19 protein-coding genes and 1 pseudogene are annotated in these 20,382 nt (G+C 67.7%); 11 read left to right on the top strand and 9 right to left on the bottom strand.

Annotation, left to right across the window (positions count from 1 at the left end; all coding sequences use genetic code 11):
- Positions 1 to 31: 31 nt before the first annotated feature.
- Entirely contained in the window at positions 32 to 238 is a 207-nt protein-coding gene (locus SM611_RS16960; protein ID WP_371950523.1) for a DUF397 domain-containing protein, read from the bottom strand.
- Positions 235 to 1,047, bottom strand: a complete 813-nt coding sequence (locus SM611_RS16955; RefSeq protein WP_371950522.1) for a helix-turn-helix domain-containing protein — start codon at positions 1,045 to 1,047, stop codon at positions 235 to 237. Before SM611_RS16955 ends, SM611_RS16960 begins: the two co-directional genes overlap by 4 nt.
- Before the next feature lie 223 nt (positions 1,048 to 1,270).
- Between SM611_RS16955 and SM611_RS16950 the strand changes: the two genes are divergently transcribed.
- Positions 1,271 to 1,417 (top strand): hypothetical protein, encoded by a 147-nt coding sequence (locus SM611_RS16950; protein ID WP_371950521.1) that lies wholly within the window; start codon positions 1,271 to 1,273, stop codon positions 1,415 to 1,417.
- Positions 1,418 to 1,971: 554 nt separating this feature from the next.
- Here the strand turns inward: SM611_RS16950 and SM611_RS16945 are convergent.
- From SM611_RS16945 to SM611_RS16930, 4 genes are read right to left on the bottom strand one after another with little or no spacing between them, the layout of a single operon-like run.
- Positions 1,972 to 4,107, bottom strand: coding sequence for an AIPR family protein (locus SM611_RS16945; protein ID WP_371950520.1), 2,136 nt, complete (start codon positions 4,105 to 4,107; stop codon positions 1,972 to 1,974).
- A 59-nt stretch (positions 4,108 to 4,166) separates the two neighbouring features.
- Positions 4,167 to 5,450: a restriction endonuclease subunit S gene (locus tag SM611_RS16940; protein ID WP_371950519.1), complete on the bottom strand. Its 1,284-nt coding sequence runs from the start codon at positions 5,448 to 5,450 to the stop codon at positions 4,167 to 4,169.
- Entirely contained in the window at positions 5,447 to 7,480 is a 2,034-nt protein-coding gene (locus SM611_RS16935) for a type I restriction-modification system subunit M (RefSeq protein ID WP_371950518.1), read from the bottom strand. The genes SM611_RS16940 and SM611_RS16935 overlap by 4 nt, the downstream gene beginning before the upstream one ends.
- Positions 7,477 to 9,123, bottom strand: coding sequence for an N-6 DNA methylase (locus SM611_RS16930; protein ID WP_371950517.1), 1,647 nt, complete (start codon positions 9,121 to 9,123; stop codon positions 7,477 to 7,479). The genes SM611_RS16935 and SM611_RS16930 overlap by 4 nt, the downstream gene beginning before the upstream one ends.
- A gap of 179 nt (positions 9,124 to 9,302) precedes the next feature.
- On the opposite strand from SM611_RS16930, the gene SM611_RS16925 reads away from it, so the two are divergent.
- From SM611_RS16925 to SM611_RS16900, 6 genes are all read left to right on the top strand, one after another.
- Positions 9,303 to 10,964, top strand: coding sequence for a DUF6119 family protein (locus tag SM611_RS16925; RefSeq protein ID WP_371950516.1), 1,662 nt, complete (start codon positions 9,303 to 9,305; stop codon positions 10,962 to 10,964).
- A gap of 104 nt (positions 10,965 to 11,068) precedes the next feature.
- Entirely contained in the window at positions 11,069 to 11,404 is a 336-nt protein-coding gene (locus SM611_RS16920; RefSeq protein ID WP_371950515.1) for a TraR/DksA family transcriptional regulator, read from the top strand.
- Positions 11,405 to 11,494: 90 nt separating this feature from the next.
- Positions 11,495 to 12,160, top strand: a complete 666-nt coding sequence (locus SM611_RS16915; RefSeq protein ID WP_371950514.1) for a hypothetical protein — start codon at positions 11,495 to 11,497, stop codon at positions 12,158 to 12,160.
- Positions 12,161 to 12,356: 196 nt separating this feature from the next.
- Positions 12,357 to 13,745, top strand: a complete 1,389-nt coding sequence (locus tag SM611_RS16910) for a family 2B encapsulin nanocompartment shell protein (RefSeq protein ID WP_371950513.1) — start codon at positions 12,357 to 12,359, stop codon at positions 13,743 to 13,745.
- 29 nt (positions 13,746 to 13,774) lie between these two features.
- Complete coding sequence (locus SM611_RS16905; protein ID WP_371950512.1) at positions 13,775 to 14,611, top strand: geranyl diphosphate 2-C-methyltransferase; 837 nt, start codon at positions 13,775 to 13,777, stop codon at positions 14,609 to 14,611.
- Positions 14,612 to 14,619: 8 nt separating this feature from the next.
- On the top strand, positions 14,620 to 15,825 hold the full coding sequence (locus SM611_RS16900; protein WP_371950511.1) for a family 2 encapsulin nanocompartment cargo protein terpene cyclase: 1,206 nt from the start codon (positions 14,620 to 14,622) through the stop codon (positions 15,823 to 15,825).
- A gap of 73 nt (positions 15,826 to 15,898) precedes the next feature.
- Here SM611_RS16900 and SM611_RS16895 read toward each other — a convergent pair whose 3' ends face one another.
- The gene (locus SM611_RS16895) at positions 15,899 to 16,120 is read right to left on the bottom strand and encodes a hypothetical protein (RefSeq protein WP_371950510.1); all 222 of its coding nucleotides are present in this window, start codon (positions 16,118 to 16,120) and stop codon (positions 15,899 to 15,901) included.
- 90 nt (positions 16,121 to 16,210) lie between these two features.
- A complete protein-coding gene (locus tag SM611_RS16890) occupies positions 16,211 to 16,585 on the bottom strand; it encodes a glyoxalase superfamily protein (RefSeq protein WP_371950509.1) in 375 nt (124 codons plus the stop codon).
- 115 nt (positions 16,586 to 16,700) lie between these two features.
- Here SM611_RS16890 and SM611_RS16885 point away from each other — a divergent pair, with 115 nt between their 5' ends.
- The 3 genes and pseudogenes from SM611_RS16885 to SM611_RS16875 form a co-directional block, all read left to right on the top strand.
- A complete protein-coding gene (locus SM611_RS16885) occupies positions 16,701 to 17,039 on the top strand; it encodes an ArsR/SmtB family transcription factor (protein ID WP_371950508.1) in 339 nt (112 codons plus the stop codon).
- Positions 17,036 to 17,506 carry an SRPBCC domain-containing protein gene (locus SM611_RS16880; RefSeq protein ID WP_371950507.1) on the top strand — a complete coding sequence of 157 codons (471 nt, stop codon included), beginning with the start codon at positions 17,036 to 17,038 and terminating at the stop codon, positions 17,504 to 17,506. The genes SM611_RS16885 and SM611_RS16880 overlap by 4 nt, the downstream gene beginning before the upstream one ends.
- Before the next feature lie 15 nt (positions 17,507 to 17,521).
- Positions 17,522 to 17,749: pseudogene (locus SM611_RS16875) on the top strand (dihydrofolate reductase family protein); the annotation flags it as partial.
- Here the strand turns inward: SM611_RS16875 and SM611_RS16870 are convergent.
- Positions 17,742 to 18,272, bottom strand: coding sequence for a GNAT family N-acetyltransferase (locus tag SM611_RS16870; protein ID WP_371950506.1), 531 nt, complete (start codon positions 18,270 to 18,272; stop codon positions 17,742 to 17,744). The pseudogene SM611_RS16875 and the gene SM611_RS16870 sit on opposite strands and share 8 nt — an antisense overlap.
- 140 nt (positions 18,273 to 18,412) lie before the next feature.
- Here SM611_RS16870 and htpG point away from each other — a divergent pair, with 140 nt between their 5' ends.
- On the top strand, positions 18,413 to 20,269 hold the full coding sequence (gene htpG, locus SM611_RS16865) for a molecular chaperone HtpG (protein WP_371950505.1): 1,857 nt from the start codon (positions 18,413 to 18,415) through the stop codon (positions 20,267 to 20,269).
- The last annotated feature ends 113 nt before the right edge of the window (positions 20,270 to 20,382 follow it).

Genomic DNA, 20,382 nt, shown 5'->3' with positions numbered 1-20,382 from the left:
ACGCGAGGCCCCGAACAACCGTCACAGGTTCCTACCGGTCGTAACGTCCAGCCCGGATGTCACTGGCCAGGGCAGCGAACACCTCGCGCCCGAACGCCAGCTTCGGCCCATCCGGATCCTTCGAGTCCCGCACGGCCACGTTCGAGGCCATCTCTGCAACCTCCACGCAGGTACCCCCCTCGGAACCACTCTTGGTGCTCTTGCGCCAGCGCAAGGACGACAGGTCCAGGGTGCTCACGTGTCCTCCATGATGGTCCGGATCAGGTTCGCGGAAGCCGTCGCTGATAGTGCGGCAGACCTGATCACATCGAAGACTATGGCAAGCCTCCGGACATCGCGCGGATCCGTGAGTATCTGGCCGAAACCGCTCGCGCCGTCGACATAGGCAACATCCGGCGCCTGGTCGAAGCTGAGGAGTTGGAACCCACTCTCTTGGAAAACAGCCGCCTCTGCTGGGACGACCTGAACCGAAACGTTGGGATGACTCATGACATCCAGGAAACGCTTGCACTGCTCTTCGCGAAACTCGGCCTTGATGTCACGAAGCACTGCTTCACGAATTAGCAGGAACAGCCAAGGAGGGTTAGCCTTGCTAAAAATTCTCTGCCGCTCCATTCGAATCGCAACAAGTTCTTCCGTTTTGTCCACCCGAGTTCCCGAGTTGAACACGAAGCGCGCGTACTCCTCCGTCTGCATCAACCCAGTCACAAGCAGGGGCTCGTAGATGTTGATCCGGTTGGCTTCGCGCTCCGCATCTACGAGCGGTCGGACGGCGCTCGGGATGAGCCCCTGTTTCCTCGCCTCAACATGCTTCTCCCACAGGCGACGGAACGCGCCGTCCAGTTGGTAGTAGGTGTCGAGGTCATCAGCGAGCCCCTCGGACGGAGGCTTCTCGAAGGTCTCGACCTTGGCGATCCACTGAGGAGTACAACCCAGCGCCGCAGCAAGCTTGTTGCGTGAGAGACCGGACGCTTCACGCCGCGCCCGCAGCTCGTTGACGAACGCGTCCTGGTAGGCGGAGGGGGTGGTGTCACGCGTGGGTGTCATCGGGTGTCTCCCGGGTGTCGGCGGGTCTGCTCGGGGGTGTCGCCTCACTGGCTCGGGTGCTCGCCGGGGGGTGAGCGGTTCGTAGCTCACAGTAACTCTTCCCTGGTTGGCTTTCTTTTGAAACGCCGAACCACATCGCAGGGAACCCCGACCCGTGAATGATCAAGAACGCGAACAACTCCAAGAGACATATCCCGCGTGGTACATCCGCCGGCCTCCGACCATGGAATGCCTCGTAGCCACCCGCCTCGGCCGTCCCCTCACCCAGAGGGAGATCTATTACGGCCTCTGCGCGACCCTCGTTGAGGACACATACCAACTCCTCAGCGAGGCCCTCGCCGCCCAGCGCAAGATCGAGGACACCTTGTGATCTCCGCCCTGGCGATCGCAGGTGCTGGACTCCTCGCAATCTTCGCAATCTCGATGCTGATCCTCTTCATCAACGTGGCGATCGCCGACCACAGCTACGTAGGCAAACATCGCTATGCCGACAAACCTTCACCATCCCGGCAGCGCAGTTCACCACGCACTTACCCCGCTCGACCCGCACAAGTTCGCCGATAAGGCTCGGAAGCCGTAACGAGCCGCCACTGGCGGACGGGAGTCAGCCCGTCGACTCCATAGAACTACGTTCACTTGCGGCGTGTTGTTCTTATGCGCCTGCGGATAAGAACAACACGCCGCAAGTGAACGGAACCGGTGGGTCGGGAACGGTCCGTCGATTCTCTTGACCGGCGGCGTGTTGCCCTATGGCTGGGGCGCGAAGGGGCAACACGCCGCCCCCAGGTAGCCGCCAACCGTGCAGCACTGTTGATCTCCCGGAGCGGTTGCCGTCCCGGTGCCTGCGCTCCCCCAACCCCGCGCAGGCCACCGACAGTCCCCCCAGACCGGCAACCGCTCTGGGCCACCCAAGCTGGAAGAAGGTCAGTTCTCTTCGTTGCGTTTGAAGATTTCAACGGCCAGTTCCCAGAGCGACTGACCATCGTCCAAGGTCCAGCGTCCAGGCCCCTGAACGGATACGGGAGAACGTTCGTAACCGGACAACTCCCATATGTGTATGACCAGGCCGGTGGCCGAATACCTTTGCCCGTCATATGCCCATAGCAGGCAGTTCCGTCGATCGTTCACCCACGTGGCCGTCGCGCGCCGCTGATCCTCGGCGACCCAATCCCGGACAGCCAGAATCTCGCTGTTGTGCTGGGGGCGGTACGTGAGCCGCGTACCGTCTGCGAGACGGCCGGCGCTGACCAGAGTCGGGACCGCGTTCGGACGACGCTGCTTGCGCGGCCTTCGTTTCGGCGGCCGGTAGTCGTCCCGGAGGCTCGGTATGGACCCACCACCCCGCACGTCGTCGAGCACGAGCTTGGCGAGGTCCTTGCACCTGGTCTCGTCGGTGAAGGTCGTGGAGAGGAACGAGTTCGGGCCGTATTCAGCGTCTACGTGGTAGATCAGCCAAGTGAGCACCTGGCCTGTCAGATCGGGGATGCGGTCAAGCATGGCCCCTACGTCGAAGCCGTGCTCGCCTACGTCCTCCAGGTCGAGAAGCTGAAAGACGAGATGCGTGATAAGCAGTTCACCGCGTCGCGCCATGTCCGCTGCTCGACCGTGCAGTTCCTTGCGCCTTGCATCGAGCGCCGCCCCGACGACGCGCCGTGCCTGAACAAGGCGCCAGATCCGGTAGGCAGTCGGTCCTTCACCGAAAAGGCGCGGGTAGGATCCGCTGGATCCGCGCTCCCAGAGCGTGTCCGTTCCCTGGCTGGCTCGGACGGCGAGGTCAGGTGACCGGTGAGCGCAGGCGAGAGCGACGGCCGCATGCTCGACCGAACATCCCGCATCGGGCGACGGGTCGGGCTCACCCCGCTTGTAGACGTATGTCTTGCCGAGCGACAGCAGAAAGTCCTCGCGGATAGCGGCCTGTGCCCCGTCCAACGCGATGAAGTCACGCTGTGAGACATCGTTCTGTGTGTTCGTGGTCTCCGTAATACGCTTCGCGTAGGCCGGGCGGTCCTGGCCCAGGGAGAACGCTCGGACGGTCACATCGGCATCGTCGACACGCTGTGCGTCCTGCTGCATCGCCTCATGGATGGCGGAGACGGTCTGCGCGCCGTTCACGACGCTGACGCCGTTCATCATCAGCTTGACAGGCTCATCAGGTTTCCGCCGGCCAGGCCAATGCGGCTCGATGCTGTCGCACAGCACTGTGATGCCGTTGTTGAAGTACCAGAAGTTCTCAGGCTCGTTGAGCAGTGTCTCCTTGATGCCGCTGTTGATACGGGTGAGCCCGAGAGACTTACGGACGTTCTGCTCGTACAACCCGTCGCCATGCTCGCTGAACCACTGCGCGACGTCCCGTACGGCAACCGTCCCCTGCCATGCCTCGAAGGGGGTGTCACGCTTGATCCACCCCGTCATCGTGGCTTCGACGTCGATCGGCTTCGGCGCCAAGTCCTGGCGCAACTGCTGATGGAAGTCAGCGACTCCGTAGACCCGGTAGTCGAGCACCGGCCCCCGACTGTCGAACTCCTTGCGCGCACGCTCCAGCACTTTTGTAACGGCATCTGAGAGAACGGGCGGCCCCATTACCGCGATGACGAGCATGATCTGCAATCGAGCATCGCCCATCGCGACATCGAGTTGCCCTTTGAAGGGGTCGAGCCTTTCGTTGAAGGTCCCCTCTAGCTCGCGTCGCTCGATCAGGCGAAGTCCCTCGATGAACTTCAGGGCCTCCCCTTGGTCCATCTTCCCCTTGCCCGCGTCGCTCCACTTAGCTTGAACGAGCCAGACCTTCCGCGAACTTTCGTCCACGGCAACACCGTCAATGCCCTGGTCGTTCTCACCATCAATGACCGCTTGCCCCGCCGCCTCGTAGTCGCAGCCGGTCACCAGGCGAACCGCCGACGCCGTCAGCGCACGAGACAGAAAGCGCTGCTCCCAGGCGGCACCTTGGTACCTCTTTAGATCATCGTCATAGATGAGGCCCTCATAGTCCCGAAGTAAAGCCTGCCGGACATGCTGTACCTCAAGAGGAATACGACGATCGCCACCCTGCCCCGAGCTCACCCCTACCTCGTCCTCCCTACATCATGCCCGTCGATTTCCATCAGTGTCGGATGTCCTCATCACACAAACGAACCGCGACCCGCGGTCGTTACGTCCAACTCCCCCGTAACGGCCGCCGTAACAACCGCCCGTCGCCGCTCCTCTAGCAGTTCTATACTACGTTCTAGCGAACGCATCAACGCATTAGCCTCGGCTCGCACACGATCGACCTCCTTCGCCCATCCCGATTGGTCATCGACAGCGAGTCTCGGGATGGAAATCTCTCGAATATCCTCGGCTCTGAGTTTAATTGTCTGTCCTGACTGACCGCGCATCAACAGGCGCATCCGACTCCGAACCGGCGAGCTCGCCAGTACAGACGCAACGAAAGTAGACGACCATCCGGGATGCAAGCGAAGCCGGTAGAGGAGGTCACTCAAAAGCAGCTTTCTACCTTTCGTATCAGCCACCGCTGCCACTCCTACGAGGCGAGGGCTCCCGCTCCCCCGGGTCATCAGTAGATCCCCGTCACGGACCAGGTATCTAAGATCCGGCTCGAGTTCAGGCGGCAGTAGTTTGTGCTGCTCTCCGCGGAAAACACCCGAACTAACGGCACTCGTCTTCAGGACCGCACACTCATCCACACCCGCCTCTATGTCGTGGCATTGCGGGCTCCAACCTTGCTCAATTGAGCGAAGCCCTCTTTTTAGCCTGATCCAGCCGTTAACAGAGGCCAATTCCTCAACACGCCCAGCAATCAGTGAACTGGCACGCTCACCCACCAACTCCACTTGCTTGCTCCGTAGCGCGGACAGGCGGTCGATGTGGGCGGTCTCGGCGTCGAGGAAGTCCGCGATCCGCCGCTGCTCCTCCAGCGCAGGCACCGGAATCCGGAGTCGCTCGATGTCCGGCATATAGATGGTTTTATGCGTCGAGCCGGCCGCAAGGCGCTTCAAATCCGGTGCCATCGCACGCAACGCGTGGAGGAGGAAGCGCGGAAGCAGCTTTGGACCACAAGTCCATGTGGCGAAGTCTTGGCTGGTCGCCATATCGGCTCCCATGATTCCGGAGAACCCCACGGATGCCGTCCGGGACAGTATGACCGTACCCTTCGGGTGTACGACGGCCGCCGAGTGCGCCAACCCCAAAAGGCTGATCTTTTCCTTGGTCTCTGTGACGGTGTGGCGCGTCCCGTCCCTCAACTGCCACACGTCCGCAAGCGTTATCCACGGGATCGTGCAGTTCTCCCAGTACTCCGGATGTTGCCTACTTGGCGTGTGCCCGGTCCCTTGGCGGGCAAGGAAACTGATCGGTACTGTCTGCCACCGCGAATTCTCAAGCCAAGGCGCAAGGTCCAGAATCACGCCGTCACCTGGCCGAGGAGGGTTTGGATCTGGGCTTCGATGGCCTTGAGGTCGGCGTCGATCTCTTCGAGGGGGCGGGGTGGGGTGTAGGTATAGAAATACCGCGTGAAGGGGATCTCGTAGCCGATCTTTGCGCGGAGCGTTTCCTTGGTCTTGGGGTCCTTGGTCTCGGCGATCCAGGCGTCCGGGACGTGCGGGAGGACCTCGCGGGCGAAGTACTCGTCAATATCTTCGGTGAGGGGGACGTTCTCGAAGTCGCGGAGGTCGGGGTCGTGGACGACCTTCCCCTTGACCTTCTGGACCTCTCCGTCCGGGTCGGTGACGGAGAAGGCCGCCATGATGGCCTTCTCGACCTTGTCCGGAGGGACGGTGACCGAGTTCTCGATGTAGGCGGCGAAGAGCTTCTCGCGGAACTTCGTCCGGTCGGTCTCGGACGTGCCGATGAGGGTCTTGAGGCCGGTCAGCAGCTCGTCCCGAAGGTCGGGGTCATAGCTCTGGACGGCCTTCGCCTCGGCGACGGCGGTGAGGCTCTCCTCGCTGACCTCGAAGCGCTGGCGTAGCGGCCGGTCGATGGTGATGCGCTGGTAGCCGAAGTCCTCGTTGCGGAACACCTTGACCCTGGCGTGGTCGGGGTGGTCCGGGTCGGCGGCGATGGAGAACGCGTCCCGGTAGACGGCGCTGATGTGGGCGCGCTGGGCCTTGCTGATCTCCTTGCGCTTCTCGCCGAGGGACTTGCGGATCTTCGTCCACTGGTCGCGGGCGTCCAGGAGGATGACCTTGCCTCGGTTCTCCGGCGCCTTGTTGTTCGTGACGATCCAGAAGTACGTGGAGATGCCGGTGTTGTAGAAGAGCTGGTCGGGCAGGGCGACGATCGCCTCAAGGTGGTCGTTCTCGATGATCCAGCGGCGGATCTCCGACTCCCCGGAACCCGCGCCGCCGGTGAAGAGCGGCGAGCCGTTGAACACGATGGCGATGCGGGAGCCCTTGAGGTCGTCGTCCCCCACGTCGGCCGTCGTAGGCCGCATCTTGTGCATCATGTGCTGGAGGAACAGGAACGAGCCGTCGTTGATGCGCGGCAGGCCGGCGCCGAAGCGTCCGGCGTGGCCGAGGTCGTTGTGCTCGTCCTTGACGGCCTTCTCGACCTTCTTCCATTCCACACCGAACGGCGGGTTGGCGAGCATGTACCGGAACGGGTACTCGGTGTGCTGGTCGTCGCTGAACGAGTTGCCGAACTTGATCGCCGCGCTGTTGTCGTCGTACCCCTTCATCAGCATGTCGGAGCGGCAGATCGCGTAGGACTCGGCGTTGATCTCCTGCCCCGCCAGGTTGATGCGGATCTCCGGGTTCATCTTCCGGATGTGTTCTTCCGCGGCGGCGAGCATCCCACCCGTCCCGCAGGCGGGGTCGAGAATGTCGATGACCTTCCTGGTGCCGGTCAGCGCGTCGTTGTCCGGGGCCAGCAGCAACTCGACCATCAGCTCGATGACCTCGCGGGGCGTGAAGTGCTCTCCGGCCGTCTCGTTCGACAGCTCCGAGAAATTCCTGATCAGTTCCTCGAACAGGTAGCCCATGTCGTGGTTGCTGACCTTCGACAGGCTCAGGTCGAGCTTCGGGTCGGCGAACTTCTGCACCACCTGGTAGAGCAGCCCGGCCGCGTCCAGCCGCTCGATCTGCGTGTGGAACGCGTACCGGTCGAGGATCTCGGCGATCTCGGCGGAGAAGCCGTTGACGTAGTCGATGAGGTTCCCGCGGACGTTCGCGGGGTCGCTGCCGATCGTCCGGAAGCTCTGCCGGGACGTGTTGTAGATCGGCAGCCCGGCCGCCGCCTTCAGCAGCGCCGGCGGGGTGTCGCCCGGATACGCGTCATCCCGCTCCCACACGTCCTGGCGGGTCGGCTCCATCACGCAGTCGAACCTGCGCAGCACCGTGAACGGGAGGATGACCTTGCCGTACTCCGACTGCTTGTAGTCGCCGCGGAGCAGATCCGCCACCGACCAGATGAAGGCGGACAGGTTCTGGTCAACGCTCACTCGTCGTCCTCTTCCTCGCTGCGTCCGGGTGGTTCCAGTGTCCCGCTCGTCAGTCCGTCGTGTGCGAGTTGCACGGCACGGCGTCCCATCTTGGCCGCCTCTTCGAGGTGCCGCACGAAGGTTTCCAGTTCTCTGAACGCGGCGCCGTACGTCCGCTGCCGGTCCGTGTCCATCTGCGGGACGCGCGCTCCCCTCGGATCAGCGCGGTGGGTGCCGGAGCCGGACGTGTTGCGGCGCGTGTTGACCGCACTCTTGAGAAACCCGAGCAGGAAGTCGGTGTCCAACTGATCCGTGGTGGAGACCGGCTTCCCGTCCTCGACCCGGACGAGGCCGCCGCGCACCAGCTCCGACACGTTGACGGTGGCCGCGATGTCCTCCGCCCCCTCGGGCAGGCGGGGCAACCGTCCCGTCAGGCCGTCGATGAGTTCCTCGAAGCGGGCGCGGGCCTTCTCGTAGGCGGCGGCGCCGGGCTGTCCGGCGGCCACGTGGCGGCCGGGGGTGAGGTCGGCGTCCTCGTCCAGCAGCGAGATGACCGGCACGTCGGCGATGCGGTCGGGGTCCGGGTCGATGGAAACGCTGAGGTCGGCGTCGGACAGGTCGATCATGCGGACGACCGCGTCCGGACCCGGCTGCCGGGACGGGCGCCGCAGCACCCACAGGTGGACGGGTGCCGAGTGTCCGGCGGCGAGGCCGCCCGGGAGCGCGACCAGTGTGTCGAGGAGGCCGCCGCGCACCAACTCGGCGCGGATGCGGCGCCCCGACCTGCGGTACGCGGCGGACGCGGGCAGCACGACCAGGGCGCGTCCGCCGGGCGCGGTGTGGAAGTGGCAGTGCTGGAGCCAGGCGAGATCGCCCTCGGCCTTCGGCGGCAGCGCGATCTCCCAGCGCGGGTCGAGCAGCAGGTCGTCCCGTCCCCAGTCGGCCTGGCCGGACGGGGGGTCGCACACCACCAGATCGGCCTTGAGCCGGGGGAAGCGATCGTCGCGGAGCGCATCACCGTGCGCGACCTCGATCGTGCCGGGCCTCTGCTCCAGCGCGGCGCGCATCCGGACGAACTCGGCCAGGCCGTCCGCCGCGTCCTGCCCGGCGCGGGCCTTCACCTTCGCGCCGCCGACGGACAGCAGCAGGTCGCCGATGCCGCAGGCCGGGTCGTACACGACACCTTTGACCTCCCCGGCGAAATGGCGGACGACGCGGACGAGTGCCGGTGTCGACACGTGCTCGCCGCCGCTGCGGGTCGCCGACGCGACGAATCGCTTCGCCAGGTCGCCGACCAGTTCCCCCGGCGTCCGCTCCCGTGCCAGCTCGGCCAGGAGCTCGGCGGTGGGCGCCGACAGCGGCCGCTCGGCGGGTTCACCGCTCAACTCGGCCGCGACGGCGACGAGCGCACCGGCCATGTCCGCGCCGCGCTCGGCCCGGAGCGCGTGCCAGAGCCTGACCTCGTCCGCCACCGCCTGGCCCTTGCCCTGCGACTCCAGCCACCGCCGGACGTCCGGCAGCGCGAACAGCGGCGCGGACGCCGTGCCGCCCGCGGGGTCGGGGAAGTCCGCGTGGCGCCGCCGCCAGTTCGACACGGCCGCGCGGGTCACCCCGGCCATCCGGGCGATCTCCGCCGGCGGGACCAGCGGCTCTTCATCAGGCATAACGGCAACGTACACGGGTGTGAGCATGTGATCAATACTGAAACGCGTTGACATCGCTAACACAATACCCGACTCTGTTTACGGGGCCAGTGAGGCGCGGACTCCGCGAAGCCCGCGCACGCCCTTCCCATCCGACCCCGGTCCGCTCGTGCCGGGACGTCTTCCTCCGGAGGTCCGCCATGACCGTCTCCACTCGCGAAGTGACCATCTACCGCCGCTCCGAATCCGGAGACGACCTGGCGACGTTCTTCGAGCGGCTCGCGGAGGACTTCATGGAGAAGACGATCCGCAACGACATCGTCGATCTCGACCTGCCCGGGGCGTCCGGTGTGATGATCATCTGGCGGCAAGGGCCCGCGCCCGCCACCTGGGTCGATGCCGCGGCCCGGCTGGCCGGGCCGCTCCCCGACGGCTACGAGACGCAGGACTGCGGGGCACTGCTCTGGGTCGAGGTGGACGGCGTCACCTACGTGATCGGGTTCGGCAGCGGCTTCCGCGCCGTCCCCGACGACTTCAAGGACCACGGTTTCGGGCTCGGCTTCACCGTCCGCGCGGTGGACGCCGACATCCGCGGCGTCGTGCGGCGGTCCATGACCGGGCTCGGGCGGCAGGACGCCACGCGGGTACCGGGCGGCATCCCGATCGGGCACGTGGGGCTCAGCGAGTACGCCGAACTCGTGCGCAGCCTGGCCGGACGGGTCGATCCGACAGACCTCGGCCTCGACGGGGACAAGCCCGTGCGCGTGGAGGGCGCGGCCGGCCTGCGGATGGCGATACCGCTCGCCCCCGACCGGCTCGTGGCGCTGCTCCGCCGGATCTCCGAGATCTGCGCGCGGGACGTCCGGGCCGAGTTCGCCTTCATCGAGGCCATCGTGCCCGTCCGGGACAAGGCCCGCCGCGAGGAGCTCGACGATCAGCTCAACGCCTACCTCCGCAACGATCTGGACGCCGACGACACGGTCACGCGGCTCGCGCCCGCCGTCCCGCTGGAACTCACCGAAGCGGTCGGCGAGGCGGAGAGCCTCGTCATCAAGATCGGCCGTTATGCCTTCCTCCGCCAGACGGGAGAGCCCGACCTGGGGATGCTTCTCGCCCATTGGCGCGGCAGGCGCGAGATTCCGCCGATCGAGGCGCTCCGGCGAGGCGAGGTGCGACTTTGCGAAGACGAGCACGGCCAGCGTTCCATCGCGAAGGCACCGGCGGACCGGTGGATGGCGGTGTCAACACGCCTCGGCGAGCGCGACTACTTCCTCATCGAAGGGAGCTGGTACGAGGCCGGAGTCCGCTATCACGACTCCATCCAGCGGCAGATCGCCGGGCTCTTCGCCGACATGCCCAGCGTGCCCCTCCCGGAATGGCCGGAGGGCGATGAGGAGAACTACAACAAGCACGTCGAGAAACTGCTCGGCCCGGAACGCGTCCTCACGCTGGACAGGGTCATGGTGCTCAGCCCGTACCACGGCAAGAAGGGCTTCGAGGCGTGCGACCTGCTCGGCCCCGACAACGAACTCATCCACGTCAAGGCCGGCCAGGGCACCGGCCCGTTCAGCCACCTGTTCAACCAGGCACTCATTTCCACCGAGGCACTCTGCCTCCTGCCCGACGCCCGGGAGGAGTTCGCCGAGCTCGTCCGCCAGACCAGCAACGGAGCACGGACCCTGCCGAAGGGCTGGCGTCCGGAGAAGGTGGTGTTCGGGATGATGGTCAAACGCGAGACCCCGCTGACCGCTGACACGCTCTTCCCGCACGCGCAGATCGCCCTCGCCCGCATGTCGAGCATCCTCAAGGCGAACTACGGCGTGGAGATCGAGGTGATCCCGATCTCACGCGAAGCCGCCTGACGCGCCCGTTCGCGGTGGAAGAAGGCCAAGCCACGATCGCCATCTCACTGCGCCAGGGTTCGCCGGACGGAATGGGGTGTGGCGCGGGGGGTGTTGAAAGTGGGGTGAGCACGGAGGAGCGTCTGATCGCGGAGCGGGCCGACACGCTGCGGCTCATCGCGTCGTTGAGCGGGGACTGGGACGGTGTCGTCGAGGCGTCGGCGCAGACCGGTGTGGACGACGAGCACGACCCGGAGGGCGCCACCATCGCCTACGAACGGGCCCGTATCGAGGCGTCCTTGGCCCGGGCCCGCGCGCATCTGGCCGACATCGACGACGCCCTGCGCCGACTCACCGACGGCGCCTACGGCACGTGCGAGAGCTGCGGCGGCCCCATCGGAGCGGAACGCCTGGCCGCCCGCCCTGCCACCCGGACCTGCATCACCTGCGCCAGCACCTGACCACGCGATAGCGCGAGGCAGACCGCTGGCCTGCGCGTCAGTTCGATCATTCCGCCCGTCCGAGCCGGTTCAGGCCCTACGTTGGCGGACATGACGACGACTCTCGCCGCGCCCGATCTCGCCCGCGCACGGCGATGGCTCGTCGCCGCCGTCGTGCTTTACAGCGTCACTCACCACCTCGGCTTCGCGCTCGCCCCGCTCGGGGCCGTCGGACACACCCGGTGGGCCGACTGGATCGACGTCCTCACCCCGTACGCCGTCCTGCTCACCGCCGCGGCCGCCCTCCGCGCGGCCGGGGCAGACCGGCGGGCCTGGACGCTCTATCTCGTCGGCGCCATCACCTATACCGAGGGCCACGGCATCCATCTCGCGGCCAACTCCGTGTACAACGTCTACCCGAACCCCACCGCGCACCTCTGGGACGAGACCGTCGGCCACTACATCTGGTACGCCGGAACCGCCCTCGTCTTCGCCGCCCTCGCCACCGCGTTCGCCCGCACGCCGCCGCCGCGCACCCCGCTTCACCTCCCGCTCAGCCTCGCCGTCGCGATCACCTGGACGACCAACTCCATCGAGGGCACCACCGGGCTCATGGGCATCGCGATCGCCGCCGCGTTCACCGTCTGGGGCTGGCGGACCCGGCACCACCTCGGCCGTGTCCTGCTTCCCGCCTTCGCCCCCGCCCTCGTCGTGCTGACGGCCTACGGCGCCTGGTACCGAGGCTTCCCCCAGCCGTCCGAGATGGGCTGGATCTGACCAGGCCGTCGGCCGAGGGAAGGCGGCCACGCTCGCCGTCTTGCCGGAGTGTGACAGTGCTGTCACTGAAGGTGTCGACTTCTGTGCGGGGGCACTCTCTTTAGAAGCCCGCCGATCACGATTAGCTTCCTTCGCATGACTGAAAGTAGCGATCAGCCGGCGGCGTCGCGAGGTGGGCGGCGGGCGGGGGTGGGCCATGTCCGGTGAACCCGCCGACGGCAGGTTGAGCCTTGGGACGCACGCCGCCCGGAAGCTGGCGACCACCACCAAGTCCGTGCCGCAGATGCAGGGCATCACTCCCAGGTGGCTGCTGCACAGCCTGCCCTGGGTCGAGGTGTCCGGCGGGACGTACCGGGTGAACCGGCGGCTGAAGCTGGCCGTGGGCAGCGGACGGGTGAGTTTCGTCCAGGCCGGAGCGGACGACGTGCGGGTCATCCCGGAGACGTTGACGGAGCTGCCGTTGCTGCGGGGGTTCGACGGGCCGCTCGACGAGCTGGCGCGCAGGTTCGTCCTGCGGGAGCTTCGGCCCGGGGACGTCGTCGCCGAGGCCGGAGCGCCGGTGGACGAGGCGCTCCTTCTGGCCCATGGCAAGGTCGAGCAGCTCGGAACGGGTGAGTACGGCGGCGTCCAGAGCCTCGGCGTGCACACCGGCGGCGCGCATCTGGGCGACTGGGCCTTGCACGAGTCGGAACCGGTGTGGCCGCACACCTACAAGGCCGTCACGGCGGGGACGCTCCTGGTGCTACCACGCGAGGACTTCCAGCAGGTCGTGGACGCGTCGCCGGAACTGCGGGAGCACATCGCCGCCAACGTCGCCACCGCGGGCCGGGCCGTGAACCGGAAGGGCGAGGCCGAGGTGGCGGTCGCGGCCGGGCATGAGGGTGAGCCCACGCTGCCGGGCACGTTCGTCGACTACGATCCGGCGCCCCGCGAGTACGGGCTCTCGGTCGTGCAGACCGTGCTGCGCGTCCACACACGGGTGCACGACCTGTACAGCAATCCGATGGACCAGTTCGAGCAGCAGTTGCGGCTGGTCGTCGAGGAGGTCCGCGAGGCGCAGGAGTGGGAGCTGCTGAACAACCGGGAGTTCGGCCTGCTGCACAACGCCGAATACGACCAGCGCGTCAGCACCCGAAGGGGCCGTCCCACCCCCGACGACATGGACGAGCTGCTCACCCGCCGACGTGGCACCCGGCTGTTCCTGGCGCACCCGAAGGCCATCGCGGCGTTCCTGCGCGAATGCAGCCTGCGCGGCGTCTACCCGAGCCCCGTCGAAGTGGACGGGAAGCGGGTCGCGGCCTGGCGGGGCGTCCCCCTCTTCCCGTGCCCGAAGCTCCCCATCAGTGAGGAGTTCACGACCTCGATCCTCGCGATGCGCCTGGGCGAGGACGCGGAAGGCGTCGTCGGCCTCCGCAAGACCGGCCTTCCGCACGAGTACGCACCCGGCCTGAACGTCCGGTTCATGGGCATCGACGAGCGCGCCCTGACCAAGTACCTGGTGTCCGCCTACGCCTCCGTCGCGGTGCTCGTCCCCGATGCCCTCGGCGTCCTGGAGGACGTCGAGATCGCCGCTCCCCTTCGCTGAAGCACCCTTCGCCAAAGAAAGGACGGCCCATGACGGCCATCGCCAGCATCTACCAGAACGACGTCGCCAACTACTGGAACGCCGAACGCAACCCGGTCAACCTGCGGCTGGGCGACGTGTCGGGCACCTACCACCACCACTACGGCATCGGCGAGGTCGACTGGTCCGTGCTGGACGTCGACGAGGACGTCCGGGAGGAGGCGATCATCGCCGAGCTGCACCGGCTGGAGAACGCGCAGGCCGAGTTCCTGCTCGGCCATCTCGGCGACATCCGGCCCGAGCACCGGCTGCTGGACGCCGGCTCCGGCCGGGGCGGGTCCAGCCTCATGGCCAACGCCGCGTTCGGCTGCCGGGTCGACGGCGTCTCCATCTCGCAGGCCCAGGTCGACTTCGCCAACGCGCAGGCCCTGCGGCGCGGCGTGGCCGACAGGGTCCGGTTCCATTTCAAGAACATGCTCGACACCGGCTTCGAGGCGGGCGCCTTCCAGGCGATCTGGAACAACGAGTCGACGATGTACGTCGTCCTGGACGACCTGTTCGCGGCGCACTCCCGGCTCCTGGCACGCGGCGGCAGGTACGTCACCATCACCGGCTGCTACAACGACGTGTACGGGCTTCCGTCCAAGGCGGTGTCCGCGATCAACGCGCACTACGTGTGCGACATCCATCCGCGCAGCGGCTATTTCCGCGCGATGGCGGCGAACCGGCTCGTGCCCGTCGGCGTCATCGATCTGACCGCCGAGACGATCCCGTACTGGGAGCTGCGCCGGAAGTCGCAGGTCGCCACCGGCATCGAGGACACCTTCCTGGAGGCGTACCGCGACGGCGGCTTCCAGTACCTGCTCATCGCCGCCGACCGGATCTGAGGCAGCCGATGACGGATCGATCGTCCACGGCAGAGGCGGGTGAGCCGCGCGCGCGGACATGCGGCGGCACTGGGTCCCCGCCGTCCGCCGGCGGGTGGCCGGCGAAGCCGACCGGTCTGGGAACCGCGGCGGCGTCCCTGCCCGCACTGCTCGCCGCCGCGCGCCCCAGCCGCCAGGCCCCGTACGGCGACCTCCTCGCGGGGGCGGGGCCGGGCCCCGCGCCCTGCGGTCCCGGCTACGTCGAGAGGACGTGGGGGGACGGGTCGCACTCGCCGCTCTACTGCCCCGTCCCCGAACGCGCCGACGACGCCCTGGCCGCCGAGGTGGACGCCCGGCTGGCCTCCTGGGCGCGCGACTGCGGATTCGAGGACGGCGAGATCGACGCCCTCGGCAAGGCGGCGTTCGGGCGCCTGGTCACCCTCGCGCATCCCGACACCGACGACCCCGACGCCCTGCTCGTCGCCGCGCAGCTCAACGCCGGGTGGTGGGCGGCGGACGACTACTACGCCGACGACACCGCGCTCGGCGCCGTGCCGAAGCTGCTTCCGCCGCGCCTCGCGCTGGTGATGGCCGCCATGGACCCGGTCCCGCCCCTGGGGGACTTCACCGCTCCGCTGGACGACGCGCTCCAGAACGACCTGATACGCCGGATGCTCGGCTCGGCCGTCAGCCACCTCAACCGGCACGCCACACCGGCGCAGGTCCAGCGAATCTGCTACTCGACGTTCGCCATGTTCGTGAGCTGGACGGCCTACGCGGCCTGGCGGGAGACCGGGGAGCACCCCCCGGCGTGGGAGTATCTGGCGGCCCGCCAGCACGACAGCTTCTACACCTCCATGACGCTCATCGACGTCGTCGGAGGCTACGAGGTTCCGGCGCACCTGTACTACGAGCCGCGCGTCCGCCGCGCCGCGTTCCAGGCGGGCACCGCGAGCGTCCTCGTCAACGACCTGCATTCGGTGGCCAAGGACGCCGCGGACGAGAACCCCGTTTGCAACATCGTCCTGCTGATCGCCGCCGACCGGGACTGCCCGGTCGAGGAGGCGACCGAGATCACCGTGACCCTGCACAACGACCTCGTCCGCGACTTCGAGGCCGGTCATCGCGACCTCGCGTCCGTCCCCTCGCCGGAGCTCCAGCGGTTCCTGCGGGGGCTGCGCGCCTGGATGGGCGGCGGCTTCGAATGGCACGCCACCAACCCCCGCTACGCCTGAGCGGCGGCGGGCCCGGCGGCGCAGCGCGTCTCCCGCCATGACGGTGACCGCCAGGGCGGGAGACGGGAAAGGGTCAGAGGCGCTGCTTCAGCATCTCCTTGCCCTGCTCGGCGCCCTTGCGGCTCTCCCCCTGCGCGCGGCGGAAGAAGTCGGCGAGCTGGACGTCGCCGTCACGTTCGGCGTCCTCGATGAAGGTGTCCAGCCTGAGGGCGTTGCTCAGGCACTGCTCGACGAACCAGGTGATGTCGTAGTCCTTGTCCTTGGTCCCGGTGATGTGACCGGTCTCCTGAGGCATGAGTCCTCCCCCGATGAATCGTGCCTTTTCGCCGGATACCCACACGTCCCGCCAATGAACCCCAGTCCCCTGCAAACCAGACTCCTGGGGTCAAGCGGGGCGGGTGATCTGCTGGACGCTCCAGCCGTTGCCGTCCGGGTCTTGGAAGAAGACGAAGCGCCCCCAGGGGAAGTCGTGGACCTCGCTGACCTCGACCCCCCGGGAGGCCAGTTCGGCGCGGGCGGCGTCGGCGTCCTCGACGACCACCTGGAGGCCCTTGATGGAGCCGGGCGTCATGTCGCCGCCCAGGCCGTTGCCGATGGAGATCGAGCAGGCCGACCCGGGCGGGGTCAGCTGCACGAACCGGACGTTCTCGTTCACCTGGTGGTCGTGGTCGGCGTTGAATCCGACCTTCTCGGTGTAGAAGGCCTTCGCGCGGTCCACGTCCGAGACGGGCACCTGCACCAGTTCCAGCTTGAAGTCCATTTCCCCTCCCAGGGGTGTCGCCGGTACCGGTCTCCGTACCCACGCGGACGGAGGACTGCCCAGCCCCATACTTAGCCCTTGCGCTAAGTGTCGTGCACCCGCAATACTTAGCCGTATGGAACAGTATGCGGCGGAGCTGGACGGCGTGTTCGTCGCGCTCGCCGACCCGACGCGGCGCGCCGTCGTCCGGCGCCTCGGGCGCGGGCCCGCGAGTGTGGGCGACCTCGCCCGCGAGTTCCCGATGACGCTTCCCTCGTTCATGAAGCACGTGCGGACGCTCGAATCGAACGGGCTGATCCGCACGGTCAAGTCCGGCAGGGTGCGCACCTGCGCGCTCAACCGCGAGCGGCTCGCCCTCGTGGACGGCTGGCTCGCCGAGCAGCGCCGGATCTGGGAAGAGCGCACCGACCGCCTCGAACGATTCGTCACCGACCCTGAGGAGGACGGGCAGTGAACCCCGATCTCGACCTCGCCCTTGAGCGGATCATCCGCGCCCCGCGCGCGACCGTGTGGCGCGCCTGGAGCGACCCGTCGCGGCTGGAGCGGTGGTGGATCCCGGCCCCGTCCCGCTGCCGCGTCGACCGCCTGGAGCTGCGGCCCGGCGGGGCGTTCGTCACCCGGCTCAGCGACGACGGGGCCGCGTTCGCCCCGCACCTGGACGCGTGCTTCCTCGCCATCGACGACCAGCGCCGGATCGTGTTCACCAACGCGATCGACAGCACGTGGCGTCCCGCGAGCCCCGCCCCGGTACCGATGACCGCGACGATCACGCTGGACGACCATCCGGACGGCACGGACTACCGGATGCTCGTCCGGCACGGCGACCCGGACGCCCGGGCCCGGCACGAGAAGCTCGGCTTCGCCGACGGCTGGGGGACGGCCGCCGCCCAGCTGGCCGCCCTCGCGGAGGGCGCGCGATGAAGCCACGGCAGCGCCCGCCTCGGCGACGCGCTCCTGGGGGCGGGCCTGGTCGACACGCTCCGCCTCGTGGTCGCGCCGGCCGTGCTCCGGACCGGGCGGCGCCTCCTCACCGGTTCCGGCGCCCCGTCCGGTCTGCGCCTCGTCCACCACGAGGCGACGCCGAACGGCCTGCTGCTGCTCGAATACGAGACGGCGGGCGAGGCCCTCCAGGCCGAATACGAGGGCGTCGCCGCCCTTACGTGATCGTCTCCCGGCTCACGCGCCGCTCCGCGGACGGCGCGGACGGCGCGGTGCCAGGAGTGGCGGCGCCGCCGAGCGGCCTGGTCATGAAGACGCTGTTCGGGTCGGGGCGGTAGTCGGCGAAGGGGGCGCAGTAACCGAATCCGAACTTCTCGTAAAGGGTCCGGGCCGGGAGGAAGAAGTCGTCCGAGCCGGTCTCCAGGCTCAGCCGGGTCAACGCCATGCGCTCGGCCTCGGCGATGATGTGCCCGAGCAGCATGGACGCGATCCCGCTCCGCTTGCGCGCCGTGGACGTGCGCATCGACTTCAGTTCGCCGTGGGAGGCGTCCAGCCTCTTGAGCGCCCCGCAGCCCACGACCGCGTCGCCGTCCAGCACCGTCCAGAACGTGACGTCGGGCCTGCGGAGCCCGTCGAGGTCGAGGGCGTGCTTGCTCTCCAGCGGCGTGACGGACCGCATCTCGCGGACGTGCTCCGCCAGGAACTCCGCGATCTCCGATCCGGTCAGGTCGTCGACGACGATTCTCATCCCGCTCCCCCGCCTCCCGCCCAAGGCCGCCCGCACTCCGCGACGACCCTAACCTGCCCCGGCCCGTCCTCGGTTGACCGGGTCATGCGCCATTTCTATTCTGATGGGTCGTCCGAAGGGCGTCGACCAGGAGGGAAACGGTGACTCTGCCGGCGAAGGAGACATTCGGCTTCCAGGCCGAGGCGGCCCAGATCCTCGATCTGATGGCCAACTCGCTGTACAGCAACAAGGAGATATTCCTGCGCGAGCTGATCTCCAACTCGTCCGATGCGATCGACAGGTTCCGGATCGAGCGCTTCGCCGCGCCGGAGACGGCCGGGAAAGAGCCGGAGGACGAGCCGCGGATCCGCGTCGACTTCGACAAGGAGGCCGGCACGATCACCATCGCCGACAACGGCATCGGGATGAGCCGCGACGAGGTGATCGGCAACATCGGCACCATCGCGAAGTCGGGCACCGCCGAGTTCCTCCGCGCGATGAGCGGCGAGCGGCGCGGCGACACGGCGCTGATCGGCCAGTTCGGCGTCGGCTTCTACTCCGCGTTCATCGTCGCCGACCGGGTGACGCTCACCACCCGGCGCGCCGGGCTGCCGGCGGACGAAGGGGTGCGCTGGACGTCCGAGGGCAAGGGCGAGTACACGGTCGAGACCGTCGAGCGCGCCGAACGCGGCACGACGATCGTCCTCCATCTGCGCGAGGGCGAGGACGAGCTGCTGAACGAGCACCGGCTGCGGTCGGTCATCAAGCGGTACTCCGACCACATCGGCCGTCCGATCCTGCTGTGCGGCGACGACACCCCGGTCAACCAGGCCACCGCGCTGTGGGCACGACCGAAGAGCGAGCTGAAGGAGCAGGACTACAACGACTTCTACCGGCAGCTCACCAACGACTTCGCCGACCCGCTCGCCCACGTGCACGTCAAGGTGGAGGGGCGGTACGAGTACACGCTGCTGCTGTTCGTCCCGTCGCAGGCGCCCTACGACCTGTGGCTGCCGCAGTCGCTCCAGGGGGTGCGGCTCCACGTGCAGCGCGTCTTCGTCCTGGAGGACACCGACCGGCTGATGCCGCGGTACCTGCGGTTCGTCCGCGGCGTCATCGACTCCGCCGACCTGCCGCTGAACGTCTCCCGGGAGATCCTCCAGGGCGGCCAGGCCATGGACCACATCCGGTCAAGCGCGGTCAAGCGGGTGCTGAAGCTCCTCAAGGATATGGCCGACGGCGAGCCGGAGAAGTACGCGACGTTCTGGAAGGAGTTCGGCGCCACCTTGAAGGAGGGCGTCCCGGACGACCCCGCCCACCGGGACGACATCGCGCGACTCCTCCGCTTCACCTCCACCAAGCACGCCGACGTCTCGCTCGCCGACTACGTGTCCCGGATGAAGGAGGGGCAGGACAAGATCTACTACCTGCTCGCCCCCGGCCTGTCCGACGCCGCCTCCAGCCCGCACCTGGAGGCGTTCCGCGAGAAGGACATCGAGGTCCTCCTGCTGGACGACGCCGTCGACAACTTCGTCGTCACCGCCCTGCCGCACTTCGAGGACAAGCGGCTCCAGTCGGTCGCGCAGGGCCCGCCGGACTTCGGCGACCTGGAGGACGCGGCGGACAAGGAGGCCGCCGAGCAGGCCGGCGCCGACTACGCCGGCCTCGTCGGCAAACTCAAGGAGCACCTGGACGGACGGGCCTTCGACGTGCGCGTGACGAGCCGCCTCACCTCGTCCCCCGCCTGCATCGTCGCGAACGAGGCGGAGACCGAGTTCGCCCTCGCGCAGCGGCTGCGGGGCACCGGCCTCCCGAACCAGCCCGTCCTGGAGATCAACCCGCGCCACCCGCTGGTCGAGCGCCTCAACGGCGAACGCGACGACCCGCGCCTGGCCGACTGGGCCCACGTCCTGTTCGACCAGGCCGTCCTCACCAGCGGCGCCCGCGTCGAGGACCCCGGCGCCTTCGTCACCCGCCTCAACACCCTCCTCGTCTCCCTGGCGTCCCCCGCCCCCTAATGGGAGCTGCCGGGGTTGCTGATCGGGCAGACTCGGTGCCTGGTAGCCGCTGGTGAGTGAGCACTCCCGCCCCCTGGACCTTGGAGTCCTAGGGTCAGATCGTGCCCTCACCG

It is taken from the genome of Actinomadura monticuli, assembly GCF_041463655.1.
Classification (GTDB): Bacteria; Actinomycetota; Actinomycetes; order Streptosporangiales; family Streptosporangiaceae; genus Spirillospora; species Spirillospora monticuli.
The sequence above is the reverse complement of the archived record's forward strand: the minus strand, read 5'-3'. Positions and strand labels throughout refer to the sequence as shown.

What these genes read in the sequence shown, in the direction of transcription:
- SM611_RS16955 (WP_371950522.1), bottom strand. Translation starts at nt 1,047, where the DNA reads ATGACACCCACGCGTGACACCACCCCCTCCGCCTACCAGGACGCGTTC.
- SM611_RS16950 (WP_371950521.1), top strand. Translation starts at nt 1,271, where the DNA reads ATGGAATGCCTCGTAGCCACCCGCCTCGGCCGTCCCCTCACCCAGAGG.
- SM611_RS16930 (WP_371950517.1), bottom strand. Translation starts at nt 9,123, where the DNA reads ATGCCTGATGAAGAGCCGCTGGTCCCGCCGGCGGAGATCGCCCGGATG.
- SM611_RS16925 (WP_371950516.1), top strand. Translation starts at nt 9,303, where the DNA reads ATGACCGTCTCCACTCGCGAAGTGACCATCTACCGCCGCTCCGAATCC.
- SM611_RS16915 (WP_371950514.1), top strand. Translation starts at nt 11,495, where the DNA reads ATGACGACGACTCTCGCCGCGCCCGATCTCGCCCGCGCACGGCGATGG.
- SM611_RS16910 (WP_371950513.1), top strand. Translation starts at nt 12,357, where the DNA reads ATGTCCGGTGAACCCGCCGACGGCAGGTTGAGCCTTGGGACGCACGCC.
- SM611_RS16905 (WP_371950512.1), top strand. Translation starts at nt 13,775, where the DNA reads ATGACGGCCATCGCCAGCATCTACCAGAACGACGTCGCCAACTACTGG.
- SM611_RS16900 (WP_371950511.1), top strand. Translation starts at nt 14,620, where the DNA reads ATGACGGATCGATCGTCCACGGCAGAGGCGGGTGAGCCGCGCGCGCGG.
- SM611_RS16895 (WP_371950510.1), bottom strand. Translation starts at nt 16,120, where the DNA reads ATGCCTCAGGAGACCGGTCACATCACCGGGACCAAGGACAAGGACTAC.
- SM611_RS16890 (WP_371950509.1), bottom strand. Translation starts at nt 16,585, where the DNA reads ATGGACTTCAAGCTGGAACTGGTGCAGGTGCCCGTCTCGGACGTGGAC.
- SM611_RS16885 (WP_371950508.1), top strand. Translation starts at nt 16,701, where the DNA reads ATGGAACAGTATGCGGCGGAGCTGGACGGCGTGTTCGTCGCGCTCGCC.
- SM611_RS16870 (WP_371950506.1), bottom strand. Translation starts at nt 18,272, where the DNA reads ATGAGAATCGTCGTCGACGACCTGACCGGATCGGAGATCGCGGAGTTC.